The sequence below is a fragment of the Streptomyces sp. NBC_01224 genome (assembly GCF_036002945.1).
Lineage (GTDB): Bacteria > Actinomycetota > Actinomycetes > Streptomycetales > Streptomycetaceae > Streptomyces.
In genome coordinates, this window is record NZ_CP108529.1 from 813,947 (window position 1) to 832,159 (window position 18,213).

Below are 18,213 nucleotides of genomic sequence, written 5' to 3' on the forward strand. Positions count from 1 at the left end.
GTCGGACGATGGCACTACCGAGGAAGGGGAGGGTCGAGCAGGGCCTCCCGCAACCGCGTGGCGAACGCATCAGGATCCTCGGTGCAACCCGTGTGTCCACCGGGGAACTCCACGAGCCTGCCGCCGACCTTGTCCACCAGCCGGGCACCCGGAATCGCTGTGAGCAGGGTGCGGGAGTCCCGCCCGACCCCGATGGTCAGCTTCTGCGCGCCGTATCCAAGGGCCTCCAAGTCCGGTACGTAACTGCTGAACGGGCACAGCACGTGCTCCAGGAACACCGGGAGGTTGGCCCGCATCCGCCGGAACACCTCGGCCTCGTACGGGGACCGTTCGGCGGCCGCCCGGTGCCCGCCCCGGGCCGCACGGTCCGCTCGCGCCCGGCGTTCACCCTCGGCCGGACGCTCCGCTTCCTGACCCGTCAGACCCTCGGTCATGGTGGCCAGCGCGGCGACCACCCCGTCCCTGCGGTAGGAGTCGCGCACGGCGGCGAAGAGCTTTCGCCCCTGTTCCGGATCGGGCAGCAGCTCCACCACCGGCGGCTCGTGCGCGATCACCCGGTGCAGCCGTTCCGGGTGGCGGGTGAGCAGGTCCAGGGCGACGACGGCGCTCGAACTGGATCCGAAGACGGCCGCGGGCCCGCCGTCCGGTGACAGCAGATCGATCAGCCGGTAGGCGTCCTCGCTCTGCACCTCCACCCGCTGGTCGCCGGTCTCCCCATCGAGGACGCTGCGCGAGTATCCCCGCGGATCGAAGGCGGCTACGGTCCACCGGTCGGCCAGCTGTGCCGCCATCCGGTCGTAGATCCCTGCGTCGGCGCTCCCGCCAGGCATCATCAGCAGCAGCGGGCCCTCGCCGCGCACCTCGTAGTACAGCGTCGCTCCGGGCACCTTCAGACGGCCGGTGCGGGCCGGTGTCGTGCGGTCAGTCATGGTTCTTCCCCTTGTTCATCGCGGAGGGCCAGTGCTCCAGCAGGAAGTGCAGGGCCTCGACGGACCGCTCCCAGGACGTCTGTACGTCGCGGGGCGCGCCAAAGCCTCCGCTCGCCTCCAGGGCGCAGTAGCCGTGGAAGGCGCTGCGCAGCAGCCGTACCGCGTCCGTGAGATCGGGCTCGGCCAGGCCGTAGGCGCGCAGCATCGCACCCGTGGTCTCGATGGTGCGGTGGTACGCGGAAGACCGGGCGGCGACGGCGGGGTCGATATGCATCTGCGTCGCCTCGTACCGCCCGGGCCGCTCCAGCGCGAACGACCGGTAGGCGTCGGCGAAGGCGACCAGGGCGCCCTTTCCGGCTCGGCCCGCCACTGCTGCGCTGATCCGGTCGATGAACTCACCCGCGGCCAGCAGTGCGACCCGGGTCCGCAGGTCATGCAGATTCCGGACGTGCGAGTACAGGCTGGCGTCCTTGACCCCGAAGCCGCGGGCCAGTGCGGAGATCGTGACCTTGTCGAATCCGATGGAATCGGCCAGATCGGCCGCCGCCTCCACCACGCGTTCGGTCGTGAGACCCGCACGGACCATCCGACACCACCATCAGAGCAATACCTAGACCCTCTAGGCATTTTCCTAATATACATAAGCAGGTCCATACGGCCCATGCTGAACAGGCCGTCCCCGCGCCCCGTATCCATACTGAAGATCCCGGCATCCCCCACACAGATTGCAGAGCACACAGATGAGCGGCACTGCGCAGATCGGCGTCACAGGACTCGCGGTCATGGGCCGCAATCTCGCTCGTAACTTCGCCCGCAATGGCTTCACGGTCGCCCTGCATAACCGCACGACCGCGAAGACGGACGCCCTGGTCAAGGAGTTCGGCGACGAGGGTTCCTTCGTTGCCGCACACACGCCGCAGGCGTTCGTCGCGGCGTTGGAACGTCCGCGCCGGCTGGTCATCATGGTGAAGGCGGGCGATCCGACGGACGCCGTGATCCAGGAGTTCGCCCCGCTCCTCGAAGAAGGCGACGTCATCATCGACGGCGGCAACGCACACTTCGAGGACACCCGCCGCCGCGAGAAGGAACTGCGCGAGCGCGGCATTCACTTCGTGGGCGTCGGCATCTCGGGCGGCGAGGAGGGCGCGCTGAACGGGCCGAGCATCATGCCGGGCGGCTCGACCCAGTCCTACGAATCGCTGGGGCCGCTGCTGGAGAAGATCGCCGCCAAGGCGAAGGACGGTGCCCCGTGCACCACCCACATCGGTCCCGACGGTGCCGGGCACTTCGTGAAAATGGTCCACAACGGCATCGAGTACGCGGACATGCAGCTGATCGCGGAGGCGTACGACCTGCTGCGTGCGGTGGCGGGCTACTCCCCCGCAAAGATCGCCGAGACATTCCGCAGCTGGAACACCGGCCGCCTGGACTCGTATCTGATCGAGATCACGGCGGAGGTCCTCGCCCACACCGACGCGGCCACCGGAAAGCCCTTCGTCAACATCGTGCAGGACCGGGCGGAGCAGAAGGGCACGGGCCGCTGGACGGTGCAGATCGCGCTGGATCTGGGGGTGCCCGTATCCGGTATCGCGGAGGCCGTCTTCGCCCGCTCGCTGTCCGGCCATGCAGATCTGCGCGAGGCGGCGCAGGGCCTGGTGGGCCCGTCGCCCAAGGCGCTCGACGAGACAGCGGCTGCAGCCTTCGCCGACCGGGTGGAGCAGGCGCTGTACGCGTCCAAGATCGTCTCATACACGCAGGGGTTCCACCAGATCCGGGCGGGCAGCGAGGCCTACGACTGGAACATCGACCTCGGCGCGGTGGCGGCGATCTGGCGGGCCGGGTGCATCATCAGGGCCGCGTTCCTGGACCGGATCCGGGCGGCCTACGACACCCGCCCCGACCTGCTGAGCCTGCTCTCGGACGAGCAGTTCGCCGAGGAGATCGGTGCGGCGCAGGACGACTGGCGCACGGTGGTCGCCGAGGCGGTACGGCAGGGGGTGCCGACGCCGGGGTTCGCAGCCGCGCTCGCGTACTACGACGGACTGCGCGCGGACCGGCTGCCCGCGGCGCTCACCCAGGGACAGCGCGACTTCTTCGGCGCACACACATACCGGCGCACGGACCGCGAGGGCTCCTTCCACACGCTCTGGGGCGGCGACCGGTCGGAGGTCGAAGCAGGCTGATACGCGACGCCGGTGGGCGCCCCACAGCCTCGGCGAATGCGGGGAGTTGCAGGAGACCGGGCTGACGCATGTGACCCCGGCCCCGGACACCGATGGTGGACCGCCGCGGAACCGGCCGCGACGACGGACCTGCTGCTGCCGGCCGGGGCGCCCGAGCTGATCGCGACGCTCCCGGCAAACGGCCCGCCGGACCGGCCGGTCATGGTGGACGGCTGACCCCGTGCCCCGGGTGCGTCGACGTCCGCCCGGCGGGTGATGGCACCCCATCGTCAGGCGGGCTTCTTCAGCAGTTCCGCCGCAGGCGGTATGGACAAGGACGGGTACTGGCCGGTGATCGGGCTGCGGCCGACGACCATGTGCGGGCCCCTGCGGGTCCTCGGCCGCGGGCACGCGGATGAACTCGCGTCCCGGATCACCGGTCGGTCGCCCCGCGTGACGGCCAGCAGCGCGCCCGGAAACCACGGGGAACAGGACCGTCCGCGCAGTCGCCCGGTCAGGTGACCCGGGGTGCGGCGTCGTCGTAGGTATGCGTAAGTAGCAGCGGGTCCACTTGTCCCCCGCACCCGCGAGCCCGCTGCCGTTCCGTACCGCTGCCGTTCCGTACCGCTGCCGTTCCGTACCGCTGCCGACCCATGGAGCCCACGTATGCCCGACGCCACGCCGGAACCTGTCGCGGCACAGCCCGTCGTCGCGCCGCTGACCAGCGCCGCCCTGATCCTGGTCGCCACGATCGAGCCCGGTGGTGAGCCCGTCGTACGCGACGTGCTGCCCGATCTCGCGGCGATCGCCCGCTCCATCGGATTCCGGTTCCCGGGCACCGGCCTGGTCTCCGTGACCGGCTTCGGTTCCCATGCCTGGGACCGGCTGTTTGCGGGGCCGCGCCCTGCGGGGCTCCACCCGTTCCAGGAACTGCAGGGTGCCCGACACCGTGCCCCCGCCACTCCGGGGGACCTGCTGCTCCACATCCGGGCCGAGCGGATGGACGTGTGTTACGAGTGGGCGGCCCGGTTCCTCGACCGGCTCGGCGGCGCGGTGAAGGTCGCCGACGAGACACAGGGGTTCCGCTACTTCGACCACCGGGATCTGCTCGGCTTCGTGGACGGCACCGAGAACCCGGTGGGGGCGGGTGCACGGTCGGCGGCCCTGGTCGGCGCCGAGGATCCGGAGTTCGCAGGTGGCAGTTATGTCATCGTGCAGAAGTATCTGCACGACCTCGCGTCCTGGAACACGCTGAGCACCGAGGCGCAGGAGCGAGTCATCGGCCGTACGAAGTTCGCCGACATCGAGCTCCCCGATGACGTCAAGCCCGCCGACTCGCATGTCGCCCTCAATACGATCACCGACCCGGAAGGCACGGAACGCGAGATCCTGCGGGCCAACATGCCGTTCGGCAGCTTCGAACAGGGCGAGTTCGGCACGTACTTCATCGGATACGCCGCCGACCCGGGCGTGACCGAGCAGATGCTCCGCAATATGTTCCTCGGCAATCCGACCGGCACGTACGACCGCATCCTCGACTTCTCGACGGCGGTCACCGGCACGCTCTTCTACGTCCCCAGCGCCGACTTCTTCGACGCCCCGCCGCCGTCGCCCGTGGCGACCGCGACCGAGACCCTGCCGGAGCCGGCGTCCGCGCCGGCAGTGGCACCGGCGCCGGCCCCGGTCCGTTCGGACGACGGTTCGCTGCACATCGGCAGCCTGCAAGAAAGCGCCCAGTCATGAACAACCTCCACCGCGGACTCGCCCCTGTCACGGAAGCCGCCTGGGACCAGATCGAAGAAGAGGCCCGGCGCACCTTCAGCCGCCATGTGGCGGGCCGCCGTGTCGTCGATGTGACCGGCCCGGACGGCCCCGAGCTGGCAGCCATCGGCGACGGCCATCTGCGCCACATCGATCCCCCCACGCCGGACGTGATCGCCCGGGCCCGCACCTCGGTGCCCGTCATCGACTGGCGGGTGCCGTTCACGGTGACCCGGTCGGCCGTGGACGACGTCGAGCGCGGTTCCGACGACAGCGACTGGCAGCCCGTCAAGGCCGCGGCCCGCACCTGTGCGTTCGCCGAGGACATGGCGATCATCGACGGGTACGCGTCGGCCGGCATCACCGGACTTCGGGACGGCTCCTCGCACTCCCCGCTGCCGCTGCCGGCCGACGCCCGCGACTACCCGGCCACCGTCAGCCAGGCACTCACCCAACTGCGGCTGGCCGGTGTCGACGGGCCGTACCGGCTGCTGCTCGGTGCCGACGCCTTCACCGAGGCGACCGAGACCTCCGACCACGGATATCCGGTGGCCACCCATCTGGCCCGGCTGCTCGACGACCAGATCCTCTGGGCGCCCGCCGTCGCGGGTGGTGTACTTCTGTCCACCCGTGGCGGCGACTTCGAACTGTGCCTGGGCCAGGATCTGTCGATCGGCTATCAGGACCACGACGCGACCAGCATCCGGCTCTACTTCCACCAGGCGTTCACCTTCCGGATGCTGACACCCGAGGCCGTCGTCCCGATCATCGCCTGAGGAACTGCTACCGGCGCCCGGTCGGCCTGACGCTCCAGGTGAGGGTGTCGGTCGCCAGAGCACGGACGGCGGGGTCGCGGATGGCGTCCGTACGGTCCACGGCCTCGGCGGTCACCTTGTGGCTGCGACCGTCCGCGTGAACTCCGAGCGAGGCCGGGGTGACGGAAGTACGTCCCCGGGCGGCGGCCTTCTCGACGCCGTCGACGTACCAGCGCAGATCGGTCCTGGCGAGGCCGGTGGTGGCATCGGGGCGCCCGTGCGTGTGGGGCTTGACGCCGATGGTGGTGAGGTCCGCCAGGGTCACCGCGATACGGCGGCCGGGTCCGACGGTGTCGTCCGTGTCGACGGTGCTGCTCAGTGCGTTGCCCGCGCGGTAGAACCCGGCGATCATCGCCTCGCGTCCCGGCAGGTTGAATTCGGTGTTGCTCAGCTCGCGCATGATCGATGAGGCGGTCGGACGGTAGATGCCGAACGGGTAGTAGGAGCTGCCCTCGTACGTGCCGACGGTGCCGCCCGCCGGGTCGCTCTGCCCCAGCCAGCGGTACCACTTGGCCTGTTTCTCGGTGAGTTGCGCGGACGTGTAGGTGGTGGAGTTGATTCCGCCCGGCTCGCCTCCGGTCCAGGTGCCGTACGCCTCATATGTGTACTCGTCGTCGAGCAGGCCCACCGAGTGCCCGATCTCATGGGCGGCGATCAGGCTGGACGAGGCGTGGTCGGAGGAGAGCGTGGAGACTCCGTTGAAGGGGTAGCCCTCGGCCTGGAGTCCGGAGTAGCCCGCGCCCCCGTACTTGGTCGAGTTGGCGATGACGACCACGAGGTCCGCGGCCGGGGCCTTGGCGGCGTAGGCGGCCACCTTGTCGATGTCGGTGCAGATCAGCCGCTCGGTGTCCGAGCACCAGAAGTAGCTGCCGAGTGCGGTGTCCTTGACGGTGTCCGCTCCGGGATCTCCGCTGACGCCGGACTCGTTGGAGACGGCATCGACGGTCCAGACATTGAACAGACCCTGGTAGCTCTTGTACGGCTCCAGGCCGGTGATGTCGGCCCACTTGGCAGTGGCGTCCGCGTGGAAGTCGTCCTGCTGGCCGGCCGTGTAGCCGTCGCCGATGATCACGACGTCCAGGCGGTCGCCGGTGGGGCCTGTCACTGCCTGCTTGCCCACCGTGCCGTCGAGTGCGGCCTCGGCGGCGCTCAACGGGGCGGCGGCGCCTTTGCCCCTCTGCGTGGGGGAAGCGGCGGGAACCTCCACGGTCCTGCCCGGGCCGCCGGGGTCGGGGAAGTACTCGGCCTCGACGCGCCGGCCGCCATCGGTGCCCGTGGGGGTGGCTGACGCGGGGGCGGTGGCGGCGGCCGCCGCCAGGAGGCCGACGAGAGCAAGTCCCGTCATCGATACTGCTGTTCGGCGCGTGCGGGGGCGTATGCGCATGGACAACTCCTGCGGTTTCTGGGGCACTTCCGGGGCACGACCAGCACGTAACTCGCTGGTTAAGTGGAATTAATATGCCGCTTAACCTAGAAGGGCGCGGGGTTCTGAACAAGGCCCAGGGTCCGAGTGGTTGATGCTCGTATCCGGGCATTTACGATGCATGGGCCGCATTTCGAGGCCGTGCGAGGCAGAAGGGGCGGCGCGATGAACGAGAAGCGCACAACAGGACGAGGCGCCGGAGCGGGCTCCGACCACGGGCCGGACGATGCGCACGGCCCGGGCTACGACGATCGCGGAGCCGTCGGTCGACGCGTACAACGGCTGCGCGCCGAACGCGGACTGACTCAGCGGCAGCTCGCCGAGCCCTCCTACACCCCCGCCTACATCTCCACGCTGGAGGCGGGCCGGGTACGCCCGTCGGAAGCGGCCGTGCGCCACCTCGCGGACCGGCTCGGCGTGACGTACGAGGAACTGGCGACCGGACGCCCCGCCCATCTCGCCACCGAGCTGCGGCTGAAGCTCGTCGAAGCCCAACGGACACTGGCCACCGGCGCCGCCGAGGACGCCGCCGCCACCTACACCCGGCTGCTCGCCGAGGCCGATGGGCACGGACTCGACGGCGAACGCGCCGCAGCTCTGCTCGGGCTCGGCCAGTGCGCACTGGAGACGGGCGATCTGCCCGTGGCCCGCGGCCACTTCGAGGCCGCGGAGAGGCTGCTCGCCGACGCGCCGCTCCCCCGGCGCGCCCCGGCCGTCCGCGGCCGGGCGGTCGCCCATCTACTGGCGGGTGAACTCCGTTACGCCTGCTACCTGCTGGAAAGCGCCATCGACGAGCTCAACGCCTCCGGCCTGCAGGACCCCGGCGCACTCCTGCTGCTGTACACGGCCGCGATCGCGCCGTACATGGACATGGGCGCCCATGCCCGCGCCGCCCAGGCGGGTGAGCTGGCACTGGCTCTCGCACCGCAGGTGTCCGATCCGGAGCTGGTGGCCGGACTGCACCGGAGCGTCGCGCGCACGCTCATCGCAGCGGGCCGCACCACGGAGGCGGACGCCTCCCTCGCCAAGGCGGCCGAGATCTACCAACAGCTCCAGATCCGTACGGAGTTGGCACACTGCCACTGGATGCGCGGCTACGTCCACGCACAGGACGGCGACCTGTCCGGCGCCGAGACCGAGCTGCGCGCCGCCCGTGACATGTTGGCGTCGAAACGGGCCGCCCTGTACACGGCGCAGGTCGAGGTGGAGCTGGCGGATGTACTGCGCCGGCGCGGCAAGGCGTCCCAGGCCCAGGAGTTGCTGCATCGACTCCTGGGTGAACTGCACCCCGACCGGGGATCGGTCCACGCCGGCGGCGCGCACCGGCTTCTGGGCCTCATCCACGAGGAACAGGGCAACCTCGATTCCGCCGAGGAGCACTACGTCACCGCGCTGGCCCTGCTGGAGCGGGCGGGCGCCGCAGGTGATCTCGCGGACATCTGCCGACTCCTGGGCGATCTGCTACGACGCCTGGGCCGGACCGAGGCGGCGATGGACGCGTACCGGACCGGGCTCGGGCATCAGGCCTCTCCCGGCAGCACCACACTGGGACCGGCGCCGGTGCGGCCGCCCACCGCCTGAGTTCCGTCCGGTCGAGTCAGACCGCCTGCCCGCCACACCCCTGGGTGAGGAACGCCTCGACGGTCCGGGTGAATCGGCGGGGGTCGTCGAGCCAGGGGTAATGGCCGGCGTCCGGCTGGACGGCCAGTTCGGCCCGGGGGAACAACTCCGTGATGTCGGCGGCGATACGGGGAAGCGGGCCGCCGTCCGCTCCGCCCGCATGGACCAGGACCGGTGCATCCCACGCGCTCAGGGCGGCGCGGGCCGCCTCGCGGTGAAAAGCGCCGCGGGACACCTTGACGTCCGCGGCCTCCTCGAGGACCAGCTCGGTTCACTCGGCCTGGTCCTGACGCCGTGGTTCTCTGGACCACCCGGTACATCGACGCCGCCGTCGCACAGCTCCGCGCCGCGGATCGACCTACGAGGAGCAGATCGGCTACGCCCGAGCCGTGGTCGACGGCGACTGGGTGCACGTATCCGGGACGACCGGCTTCGACTACCGCACGATGACCATCTCGGACGACGTCGTCGAGCAGGCCGAGCAGTGCCTCCGCAACATCGAATACGCGCTCAGTCTGTCGCGGGGCTGCTGGAGGAGGTCCCGGGCAGCACGACCCGCGTCGTCCTCACGCCTGCAATTTTGGTCGCCGGCAGGCGGACAGGACCGGCATCGCGGACATCACGGCCCGGCTGTACGCGGGTCTGCCGGCCGAGGACCTGGCAGCGGCAGGCCGCGTACTGCCAAGGTCACCGCGCGGGCGAACGCCGTCCTGGCCGGGGCCTGAGGCGTTCCGACCGGGAGTACAGAGCCCGTGAAGCGCACCGGGCAGCACTCATCCGGCTGACCGGGGGGACGGCTCCGGCGCCGGCGCAGGCTCGGGTGTGGGCGGCTGCGGAATCGGATCCGGTGACGGGCCGGGCGGGATGGGGCCCGGCGGTGGGGGCGGCGGCTCCGGCAGCGGCGCCGGAGGCCCCGGCATCGGTCCCGGGGTGGGCGCCGGTGGCACGGGGTCGGGGTACGGATTGGTCATCGGGGGCCTCCGAGCGGTTCGGGGTGGATCTCCTTCCACCGTCCCCCGGCGCGGCTGCCCTCGCCTGGTGAGTCCATGCGTACAGGTTCCGAATGATCCGTGCGGGTCCGGGACCCGAACGGCAGGTCAGCGCGCGGCGGCGGCCGCGGCGGCGAGGCCCGGCCGGGGACTGGAGAGCACCGGGATCCGGGTGGCCGTACGGGTGACCGCATCGGCCATGGACGCCTGCGCCGGCACGATCGCATCGGCGTCCGCCACCGCATCGGCCGTGGCCGCGACCAGGTCCGGACAGCCGTGACGGTCATCGGCTTCGAAGCACGCCCAGGCGCCGTCGACCATCACGGCACGGACCTCTACGGGCCGGTCCCCCGTCGCTTCGGCGAGCAGCGCGAGGGTCGGTCCCAGGGGCGCGGAGTCGGTCGCGAGTACCACCACGCGTTCCCGTTCCGCGGCAGCGGGCCGCCATCGGGCGGTCGACACGCAGCACGGGAACGCCGAGCGTCGCCGCGGCCGACTCCGCGACTCCGCCGATCGTCGAACAGGTACAGAGGACTGCGGAGGCATCCTCTGCGACGTTGCCCGCGAGCAGCGCCAGGATCTCGCCCGACACCGCGTCCGGGCTCCCGACTCCCTTGCTCGGGTGAGCAGGTCCTCGTACACGAGATGGCACGAGATGACACAGGGCGAGTCCGGGATGGCCCGTGCCCCTGAGCGCGTCGAAGACCGGGACATGGACCGGGGAGGTGTGCAGAGCAGGGCGAGTGTCATCCGCCAAGCGGTACACCCCCCGGCCGATGGGATCACTACAGCTCGGGGTGCGACTTGAGCTGGACCTTCGCCTGCTCCATCAGTTCGGCCGGGGCTTCGGGAGCCCGGTCGGGGTGGTGCTGCGCCCACTTCGCGGCGTACGGGCAGAGCGGGACGACGGGAACGCCCTCACGGCCCGCCATGGCGTAGAACTCCTGGACGAGGGCGCCGGCGATGCCCTTGCCCTCGTGGCCGGGTTCGACGACGGTGTGCACGGCCACGAGCGCCGCGGGGTCGCCGTCCATCACGAAGTATGCGATGACTCCAACGGCCTTGCCGTTCTCGTACGCGCGCAGGTTGCCGCTCGCGCGGTCGTCGCGGATGTCGAGTTCGATCCGGTCGGTCTGTTCTGCCATGACGGGTACTCCCTCGGTGGTCGAGCCGGATCAGCGCGCCGCGGGGACGGCGTGCGGGCTCCGTTCGGTAGCGGTGCCGGGTACGGGCTCGGAGGCATCGGCGCCGAGCGCGACGATACGGTTGCCGGCGTCGACGTGCACGATGCGCGGGGTCAGTCCACGGGCCTCGGCGTCGTCGACCTGGGCGTAGCTGATCAGGATGACCAGGTCACCGGGGTGGACGAGATGGGCGGCGGCGCCGTTGATACCGATGACACCGGAGCCGCGTTCGCCCTCGATGACGTACGTTTCCAGGCGGGCGCCGTTGTCGATGTCGACGATGTGCACCAGCTCGCCGGGCAGTAGATCCGCAGCTTCCATCAGCTCGGCATCGACGGTGACGGAGCCGACGTAGTGCAGGTCGGCCTGGGTCACGGTGGCCCGGTGGATCTTGGACTTGAACATTGTACGCATCATCGAGGCGCTCCTGGATCTAGGCTCCCTGCCTGCGTTTTTGCAGGTCAAGGGCGGTTTCCCTACCCTACAGCGAGTCGCATTTTCGGGCAGCATTCCCCAGGTTTTTCAGGACTCATGCCGACCACTTGCTGACTTTTCTGACAAATCGTCAGGCGGTTGCAGGGGGATTCGCCCCGCTCTCCTGATGCCGGCGGCCGCCAGGTGTTCGGCGAGCGCGAACGACGTATATTGCGACCCCGCGTTCGAGTGATGGACAAGGTTGCCGGTGCCGGGCGGGCGGCCTTCACGGTCGCGTTGCCACAGCCCCATGTCCAGGGCGTCCGGGGCGAGTTGGGTCTGTTTCGAGGTGGAGGCGGCCCAGCCGACGATGCGGCGGGAGAAGGTGTCCACGACGAACGCGACGTAGACGACGCCGGAGAACGTGGCGATGTGGGTGAAGTCGGCGACCCAGCAACGGTTCGGCGCGGACGCGACGAAGTCACGGTCGACCAGGTCCGGAGCGCGTGGTGCGGCCGGGGCGGGGATTGTGGTGATCACCTTCTTCCCACGGATGGCGCCGGTGATGCCGAGCTCGCGCATCAGCCGTTCGACGGTGCAGCGGGCCACCGGCTGGCCTTGGCGGTTCAGATGCCGCCAGATCTTCCTCGCTCCGTAGACGCGGTAGTTGGCCTCGCAGACGTCCTGGATCAGGGTCTTCAGTTCGGCATCGCGAATAATGCGGGCCGCCGGTGATTCCCGGCGCTTGTGGTGGGCGTAGTAGGTGGACGGGGCGATCTTGCAGTCGTGCTCGGTAAGGACACGACAGATCGGCTCGACTCCGCCGAAGCGGTCCCGGGGCTCGTCGATGAAGGCTACGAGCGTGTGTGTGGCCGGTCGAGCTCGGCCGCGAAGAAACTTGCCGCGGCCTTGAGGATCTCGTTGGCCCGCTTCAGCTCGGCGATCTGCTTCTTCATCGCCTTGATCTGCGTGGACTCCTCCGTCGTTGTCCCTGGCCGGGCGCCGGCGTCGACCTGGTCCTCCCGGACCCACTTGCGCAAGGTCTCGGTCGTGCCGATGCCGAGTTTCGACGCGACCGCTTTCATCGCGGCCCACTCGGTGTCGTACTCCGGCCGCACCTCGGCGACCATCCGCACCGCACGACGGCGCAGCTCAAGCGGGTACTGGGAAGGACGTGCCATGACTCGATCCTCGATCGAGTCGCTACTGAACCCGGAACGGTTCATGAGTTCCCTGGGGAGTCCAGCCGGATGGTGACCGTAGGTGGTCTCCGAAGGCGTACCGGCTCCAGGTTCCTCCGGCTTGGGCGGCCGGCTTGGCGGTGGTGACCTGGTGGCAGCCGAGGGGCGTCGGCGACGACGGGTGCGGGCATCTACGTGCTGGCGGATCGCAGAGGCCCGGCCGGCGATAGTGGGGACGCCGAGGTCGTTGACCAACGCCGAGAGCCCGTTGGGGTGCATCGGCTGTCCGGCCCGGCGCCCGGGGAACAGCGGCGCTTTACTGGTGGGCTCTCGTATTCAACTGTCGCCAGTTCTCCGAGGAGTCCAACCGACTGGTGACCTTGTGTGATCGCCGGCGGCGTACGGCTCCGCGTCCCGCCGGTCTCCTTCAGGAGGCGGCTGGTGCCCCTGTCGTGGTAGCCGAGAGCGTCCGCGACGACGGGGGCAGGCAGTTCGAGGAGTTGCTGTCGGATGGCGGCACCGCGGGCGGCTGCGACCGCGCGACGCCGATCCCGCCCATGAGCGCGGAAGGGTGTCGGGGCGGGCCGGCTGGGGAAGAGCCAGCGGGGTGCCTGATTGGTGGCGGCGTTCATGTTGTCGCGACTTGCGATGTACTCCAGCAGCAGGGATGCGACTGGCGCGGGGGCGGGTGAGGCGGGTTCCCCGAGCCGTAAAAGCGTTGCTTCTCCGTCGCTGAACACGTCGTCGAGCGTCAACTGGGCGATGCGGGCAGGGGAGGCCGGTGTGCGCGATCAGCGCCATCCCCGTCGTCCGTGGAGGGCATGCGTACCGGCCTGCCCGGCCGAACGGGTGCCGTCGGTCAGCGTCTGACGATCCGGTCGAGGACGCTGGCGATGCCGGACTTGACCGCGTCGCGGTGGTGGAGGGGTTCCGCGGGCAGTTCGCTGGTGGGGCGCACGCCCCGGTCGGCGAGGATGTAGAGCAGGCGCAGGGTGCGCAGGCAGTTGCTGATGTGAGCGGGCACCGGGGTGCTGATGCGGTCGGCCCCGAAGCGGTCGGCGATCGGATCCAGCCAGCCGACGGCGTCGCGTTCGCTCAGGTCGGTGCGGGTGAGGACCCGGGCGATCGCCCGAGCCAGGCGGTCGTCCTCCATCTGGTCGTAGACGTGGTCGGTGGGCGCCGTCAGCCGCGCGGCGGCGAGGTCCAGCATCCGCACCGGCGCCACCTCGGGGTGGCGACCGAAGCCGGCAAGCAGGTCCGCGCCGTGCGCCACCGCATGAAGCCAGCCGAGCGTGTCGTCGTGGCCGCGTAGATCCTGCTCCGCCGGGTACCAGTGCTCGAACGCGTCCACCCAGCCGGCCTTGAAGTCCCCCGCGGCCACCAGCATGTCGAGCACGAGGGGCGCGAAGGTGCGGGCCTCGACCCGCGCGTCGGTGAACCGGGTCGCCATCTCGTCCCCCAGCTCCAGCCGCCGGGACGTCCCGATCGCCCCGCGGGCGATCCAGGTCGCGAGGACGGTGTAGGGCGCGCCGTCCCGGACCAGTGGATCGGGATCTGCCAGGGCACGGGACAACTCGCGGACGAGGTCGTCCATGGGCCGGTCAGCGGGCACGGCACAGTCGCCGGCCTCGACGCTCTTCCAGTCGATCATGACGAGCAGAGTAGGTCCTTGCCGTTGCCGCACGCCTGCGAATTATGTCCAGGTATCCATCTCAACCCGTCAACTGCCCGACCATACCCAGCAGTTCTGGCTTCTGCATCACCCTGCCCGCCGAAGCCGGACAGGGTGATGCACAGCGGCCAGGTCCAGCGCGCGATGCCGCGGGTCCGCGACCGGCCGAAGCCAGACCACTGGTCACGCGGCGCTTTACTGGTGAGCTCGCGTATTCAACTGTCGCGAGTTCCCCGGGCTACCGTACTCGATAGCTACAGAGAGTGACATTCATCCTTGTGTAGTGGGAGCATTGGCGACAGTTGGATACGCGAGCTCACCAGTACGGACCTCGGACCGGAGTCCGCGGGGCATGCCGGGCCCGTCGCCGCGGACCTCGCCGGCCAACTCCAGCGCACCGCACAGGAATGGTCTTGCAGATCAGGGTTTCGTGTGGAGTGTTCTTGGCGAAGTACTTCAACCATGGGCTTATCGCCGGTTGCCGGTCATCCTGCTGTCGCTGTTTTCCGTGAGCCCCGAGGCGGGCAGTCCGTCCCGGTGCTGGGCCCGCGGGTCGATGCTGAGGCGAAGCGCACCGCGCGCGTGCTGGCCGGGTTGGCGACCCATGCCAGACCTGTCGAGCGGACCGTCGCGCTGCGGCAGGCCGCCACGGCTGCCGGTGAGTTGGTGGCCGCGCTGTCGGCTCTGGCTCCGGCCGTGGCCGGTGAGGGACTGCCGGCGGAGTCGACCAGTCAGTCCTTCTTCCGGGTCCGTGAAGGGGAGCTGTCGGATCAGCAGGCCGCCCTGCACGGTGTCCTGGTCGTCCACCGCGGTCTGGAAGACCTGTGTGAGGCTCCGCTGTCGGGTGCCGACCTGGCACTGGAGGCGGCCGGGATGCGGCAGTCGGTGCTCGACCTCACCGGCGCAGCGCCGGCCGCCGACCCTGACTTCGTACCGCCGGTGGCCGTCCCCGAGCCTGCTGAGGGGTCGTCGTTGGAGAGTGTGTGGAGTGCTCGGTGGCTCATCGGGCACCAGGTCCATGTCTTGTTCAACGTCTGCGCCGCGGTCGCCGTGGCCGACGCCACCCGCCACCTGCGGCACGGCGACGGCGATGCCGCTCTGCTGCGGCTGACAGATGCGACGGTGTACGTGCGGGGCTTCCCGGCGGCCATGACCCACGCCAGTACCGTCCCGGCCGATTACTACATGGCGGCGATACGCCACACCATGGCGCCTCCGTCGGTGGACGTCCCGTTGAGCGGGCGCCAACATCGCGGATACAAGCTGTTCCGGGCGGCGATGAAGGACCTGCTGTCCGTGGTTCCCGACTCCTACGAGCAGTTGGCGGCCCGCGCCCCGGAGCTGGCCGAGGCACGGGCCGCTCTCCTGGAAGCCGACATCGTGGACGGTGAACGGCACGTCACCCTCGCGTACTCGATGGTGCATCTGCATCGTTCCATCGCTCAGAAACCAGAAGGCCCCGACAACGCCGTCGCCGAACTACGGCTCATGCGCCATCGCCGCGCAGCTCAGTACGCATCCCTGATCCGGTTCGGGGACCACTACATCGCCGACGCCGTGGCCGGCCTGCGGCACTCGTGAGTCCGCGTGTCCGCCACCCACCCCCCGGCAGGAGACCCTGATGCCCGAGACGACGCCCGGCACCACCCAAAGCTCTGCCGTCGCCGCCGGCTGGGCACTTGACCCGGCCGATGCCGACGCGTGCGAGCGGCTGGCCCGCACCCTGTGCACCGGCGGGCACGACCAGGTCGACAACCCCGAGTGGGTGGCAGGGGCCCGGGACGCCTGGGAGGACCTTCCGTTCCCGCTGCGCCGTGGAGTGCGCCGGTTTCGAAGGCACTCCGGCCCGCACGGCACCTTGTTGATCAGCGGCCTGCCCGTCGATCAGGCGGCCCTGCCCGCGACACCGACCGTACCCGGCTCGGTCCAGCGCCAGGCCACCATCTCGGCCGCGGTGCTCACCATGGTGGCCTGCGGGCTAGGCGAGCCTCTCGCCTACCGGGCTGAGAAATCCGGCGCCCTCGTGCAGGACGTCGTGCCCGTGCCTGGGCAGGAGACCTTCCACGGCAACGCCGGTTCGGTGCCGCTGTCCTTCCACACCGAGAACGGCTTCCACCCCCACCCACCCGACTATGTGATCTTCCTGTGCCTGCGCGCCGACCACGACCAGATCGCCGGCATGCGCATCGCCGGCATCCGCCAAGCACTGCCGCTTCTCACCCCAGCCAGCCGCCAGGCCCTGTTCGCACCGGAGTTCATCACCACACCACCACCCTCCTTCGGCCCCGCCACTGCCGCGAGCGAGCCCGACGTCAAGCCCCGACCGGTGCTGTCGGGAGCGGTCGAGGATCCCGACATACGCATGGCCCAACTCGTCACCACCCCGCTCACCCCTCGGGCCACCGCGGCACTGACCGAATTCGGCCGCGCCTGCGACGCGACCGCCCGCACCCTGCGCCTGACACCCGGCGACCTGGTCATCATCGACAACCGCGTCACCGTCCATGGCCGCACCGCCTTCCACCCCCGTTACGACGGAGCAGACCGCTGGCTGCAACGCACCTACGTCACCACCGACCTGCGCCGCTCCCGCGACCACCGCCCCCACGACGGCCACGTACTCGCCCGCTGACCAGCGTCCAGTCCCACGGGTAGGTGTTCACGTACGCGGTGAACGTCTTCCCCCGTTCTCCCGGCCTTCCACGGTCGTGCGGGCCAGGTTCCGCGCCAGCTGCTGATTGACGAACCCGGTCAGAAGACCGCCAGGACGACCCCGGCGCCCTTCACCAGCAGCAGGGCGAGCACCAGCATGTACCCGCCCCCGAGGCCCCACCAGAGCAGGAGCCGGCGGCACCACCCGCTCAAACAGGTCCCACAACTCGTCCGGCACCAGCCGCTCTATGATCCCCACGACACCAGACTATCGAGCAGCCCAAATGAGACGACCTCTTAGAGGTCGTTTTCCTGCAATTCGGTTGGGAAGATGGCGATTCTTTCGGCGCGTGCGTGACGGACGGTTGAGGCCACTGAGGCGGGTGGCTCGAAGGTGCTCTTCTGGGGTGACGGGTGGGGCGGAGTATGCCTTGGGTCTGTTTCATCCCAGGGTGGGGGGCGCATTGGCTTTGCTCCCGTTGTCGGTGCCGCACGCCTGGGCGTGGGCTGCCCTGAGCGGTACGTCCAGAGCATGACTGAACGCCGCCCGTATCCGAGTGATCTGTCCGATGCCCGGTGGGAGTTGATCGAACCGGTCCTGACCGACTGGCGGGCCGAGTGCCGCAGCAGGGCCCTGAACATCGGTCGCCCACCCGAGCACGACCTGCGTACCATCCTGGACGCGATCCTCTACGTGGACCGCACCGGAGTGCAGTGGCGCTACCTCCCCCACGACTTCCCGCCCTGGGAAACGGTCTACGGCTACTTCGCCAAGTGGGAAAAGGACGGCGTGTTCGCCCAGCTCAGCGGGCTGCTGCGGAGCCTGCTGCGTGAACACGAAGGCCGAAACGCCGAACCGTCCGCGTGCGTCATCGACGCACAGAGCGTGAAAACCTCCACAAGCGTTCCCGCCACGAGCCAGGGCACGGACGCGGGCAAGAAGATCGTCGGCAGGAAGAGAAGCATCGTGACGGACACACTCGGCCTGCTTCTGGCGGTTCTGGTCACGGCCGCGAGCGTCCAGGACTCCGTCGCCGGCACCAGCCTGATCGACACGGTGGCTGCCGAGCACCCCACGATCCGGAAGGTCTGGGTCGACGGCGGCTACCGCCAGCACCTCGTCGAGCACGCCGCGGCCCTGGGTATCGACATGGAAATCACCCAACGCAGGCCCGGGACCAGGGGCTTCACCCCCATCCCGAAGCGGTGGCCCGTCGAGCGAACCTACGGATGGCTGATGTTTCACCGCCGCCTGGCCCGCGACTACGAAGCCCTGCCCACCCGCTCCGAAGCCATGATCCACCTCGCCATGACCGACCTCATGGCCCGCCGCCTCACCGGGGAAACCACCGTGTCCTGGCGCGACCTGACAGCCCAGGACGAAACGCGATCCACGGGATGAAACACCGGG

Annotated in this window: 17 protein-coding genes and 2 pseudogenes; 9 read left to right on the forward strand and 10 right to left on the reverse strand. The window is 69.8% G+C overall.

Features of this window, described 5'->3' with window-relative positions; translation table 11 throughout:
* Positions 1-14 precede the first annotated feature (14 nt).
* The gene (locus tag OG609_RS03610) at positions 15-929 is read right to left on the reverse strand and encodes an alpha/beta fold hydrolase (protein ID WP_327271411.1); all 915 of its coding nucleotides are present in this window, start codon (positions 927-929) and stop codon (positions 15-17) included.
* On the reverse strand, positions 922-1,515 hold the full coding sequence (locus OG609_RS03615; RefSeq protein ID WP_327271412.1) for a TetR/AcrR family transcriptional regulator: 594 nt from the start codon (positions 1,513-1,515) through the stop codon (positions 922-924). The genes OG609_RS03610 and OG609_RS03615 overlap by 8 nt, the downstream gene beginning before the upstream one ends.
* A 154-nt stretch (positions 1,516-1,669) precedes the next feature.
* On the opposite strand from OG609_RS03615, the gene gndA reads away from it, so the two are divergent.
* From gndA to OG609_RS03635, 4 genes are all read left to right on the forward strand, one after another.
* Entirely contained in the window at positions 1,670-3,112 is a 1,443-nt protein-coding gene (gene gndA, locus OG609_RS03620; protein ID WP_327271413.1) for an NADP-dependent phosphogluconate dehydrogenase, read from the forward strand.
* Between the two features lie 36 nt (positions 3,113-3,148).
* Positions 3,149-3,328 (forward strand): hypothetical protein, encoded by a 180-nt coding sequence (locus tag OG609_RS03625; protein ID WP_327271414.1) that lies wholly within the window; start codon positions 3,149-3,151, stop codon positions 3,326-3,328.
* A gap of 429 nt (positions 3,329-3,757) precedes the next feature.
* Complete coding sequence (locus tag OG609_RS03630) at positions 3,758-4,834, forward strand: Dyp-type peroxidase (RefSeq protein ID WP_327271415.1); 1,077 nt, start codon at positions 3,758-3,760, stop codon at positions 4,832-4,834.
* Complete coding sequence (locus OG609_RS03635) at positions 4,831-5,628, forward strand: family 1 encapsulin nanocompartment shell protein (protein ID WP_327271416.1); 798 nt, start codon at positions 4,831-4,833, stop codon at positions 5,626-5,628. The genes OG609_RS03630 and OG609_RS03635 overlap by 4 nt, the downstream gene beginning before the upstream one ends.
* A 7-nt stretch (positions 5,629-5,635) precedes the next feature.
* Here the strand turns inward: OG609_RS03635 and OG609_RS03640 are convergent, their stop codons facing one another.
* A complete protein-coding gene (locus tag OG609_RS03640; protein WP_327271417.1) occupies positions 5,636-7,012 on the reverse strand; it encodes a M64 family metallopeptidase in 1,377 nt (458 codons plus the stop codon).
* Between the two features lie 243 nt (positions 7,013-7,255).
* On the opposite strand from OG609_RS03640, the gene OG609_RS03645 reads away from it, so the two are divergent.
* The gene (locus tag OG609_RS03645; protein ID WP_327271418.1) at positions 7,256-8,671 is read left to right on the forward strand and encodes a helix-turn-helix domain-containing protein; all 1,416 of its coding nucleotides are present in this window, start codon (positions 7,256-7,258) and stop codon (positions 8,669-8,671) included.
* Between the two features lie 16 nt (positions 8,672-8,687).
* Here the strand turns inward: OG609_RS03645 and OG609_RS03650 are convergent, their stop codons facing one another.
* Positions 8,688-8,945 carry an alpha/beta fold hydrolase gene (locus OG609_RS03650; RefSeq protein ID WP_327271419.1) on the reverse strand — a complete coding sequence of 86 codons (258 nt, stop codon included), beginning with the start codon at positions 8,943-8,945 and terminating at the stop codon, positions 8,688-8,690.
* A gap of 136 nt (positions 8,946-9,081) precedes the next feature.
* Here OG609_RS03650 and OG609_RS03655 point away from each other — a divergent pair.
* Positions 9,082-9,240: pseudogene (locus tag OG609_RS03655) on the forward strand (Rid family hydrolase); the annotation flags it as partial.
* Positions 9,241-9,807: 567 nt separating this feature from the next.
* Here the strand turns inward: OG609_RS03655 and OG609_RS46015 are convergent.
* The 6 genes and pseudogenes from OG609_RS46015 to OG609_RS03685 form a co-directional block, all read right to left on the reverse strand.
* Positions 9,808-10,449: pseudogene (locus tag OG609_RS46015) on the reverse strand (arylsulfatase).
* Between the two features lie 35 nt (positions 10,450-10,484).
* Entirely contained in the window at positions 10,485-10,844 is a 360-nt protein-coding gene (locus tag OG609_RS03665; RefSeq protein ID WP_327271421.1) for a GNAT family N-acetyltransferase, read from the reverse strand.
* Between the two features lie 30 nt (positions 10,845-10,874).
* Positions 10,875-11,300: an aspartate 1-decarboxylase gene (gene panD / locus OG609_RS03670; protein ID WP_327271422.1), complete on the reverse strand. Its 426-nt coding sequence runs from the start codon at positions 11,298-11,300 to the stop codon at positions 10,875-10,877.
* A 105-nt stretch (positions 11,301-11,405) separates the two neighbouring features.
* Positions 11,406-12,146: an IS3 family transposase gene (locus tag OG609_RS03675; RefSeq protein WP_327277927.1), complete on the reverse strand. Its 741-nt coding sequence runs from the start codon at positions 12,144-12,146 to the stop codon at positions 11,406-11,408.
* 5 nt (positions 12,147-12,151) lie between these two features.
* A complete protein-coding gene (locus tag OG609_RS03680; RefSeq protein WP_327271423.1) occupies positions 12,152-12,478 on the reverse strand; it encodes a transposase in 327 nt (108 codons plus the stop codon).
* Positions 12,479-13,337: 859 nt separating this feature from the next.
* Positions 13,338-14,129 carry a DUF2785 domain-containing protein gene (locus OG609_RS03685; protein WP_327271424.1) on the reverse strand — a complete coding sequence of 264 codons (792 nt, stop codon included), beginning with the start codon at positions 14,127-14,129 and terminating at the stop codon, positions 13,338-13,340.
* Positions 14,130-14,612: 483 nt separating this feature from the next.
* Here OG609_RS03685 and OG609_RS03690 point away from each other — a divergent pair, with 483 nt between their 5' ends.
* From OG609_RS03690 to OG609_RS03700, 3 genes are all read left to right on the forward strand, one after another.
* Entirely contained in the window at positions 14,613-15,731 is a 1,119-nt protein-coding gene (locus OG609_RS03690) for a hypothetical protein (protein ID WP_327271425.1), read from the forward strand.
* A gap of 40 nt (positions 15,732-15,771) precedes the next feature.
* On the forward strand, positions 15,772-16,782 hold the full coding sequence (locus tag OG609_RS03695; protein ID WP_327271426.1) for a clavaminate synthase family protein: 1,011 nt from the start codon (positions 15,772-15,774) through the stop codon (positions 16,780-16,782).
* Positions 16,783-17,334: 552 nt separating this feature from the next.
* Positions 17,335-18,204: an IS5 family transposase gene (locus OG609_RS03700; protein ID WP_327271427.1), complete on the forward strand. Its 870-nt coding sequence runs from the start codon at positions 17,335-17,337 to the stop codon at positions 18,202-18,204.
* The last annotated feature ends 9 nt before the right edge of the window (positions 18,205-18,213 follow it).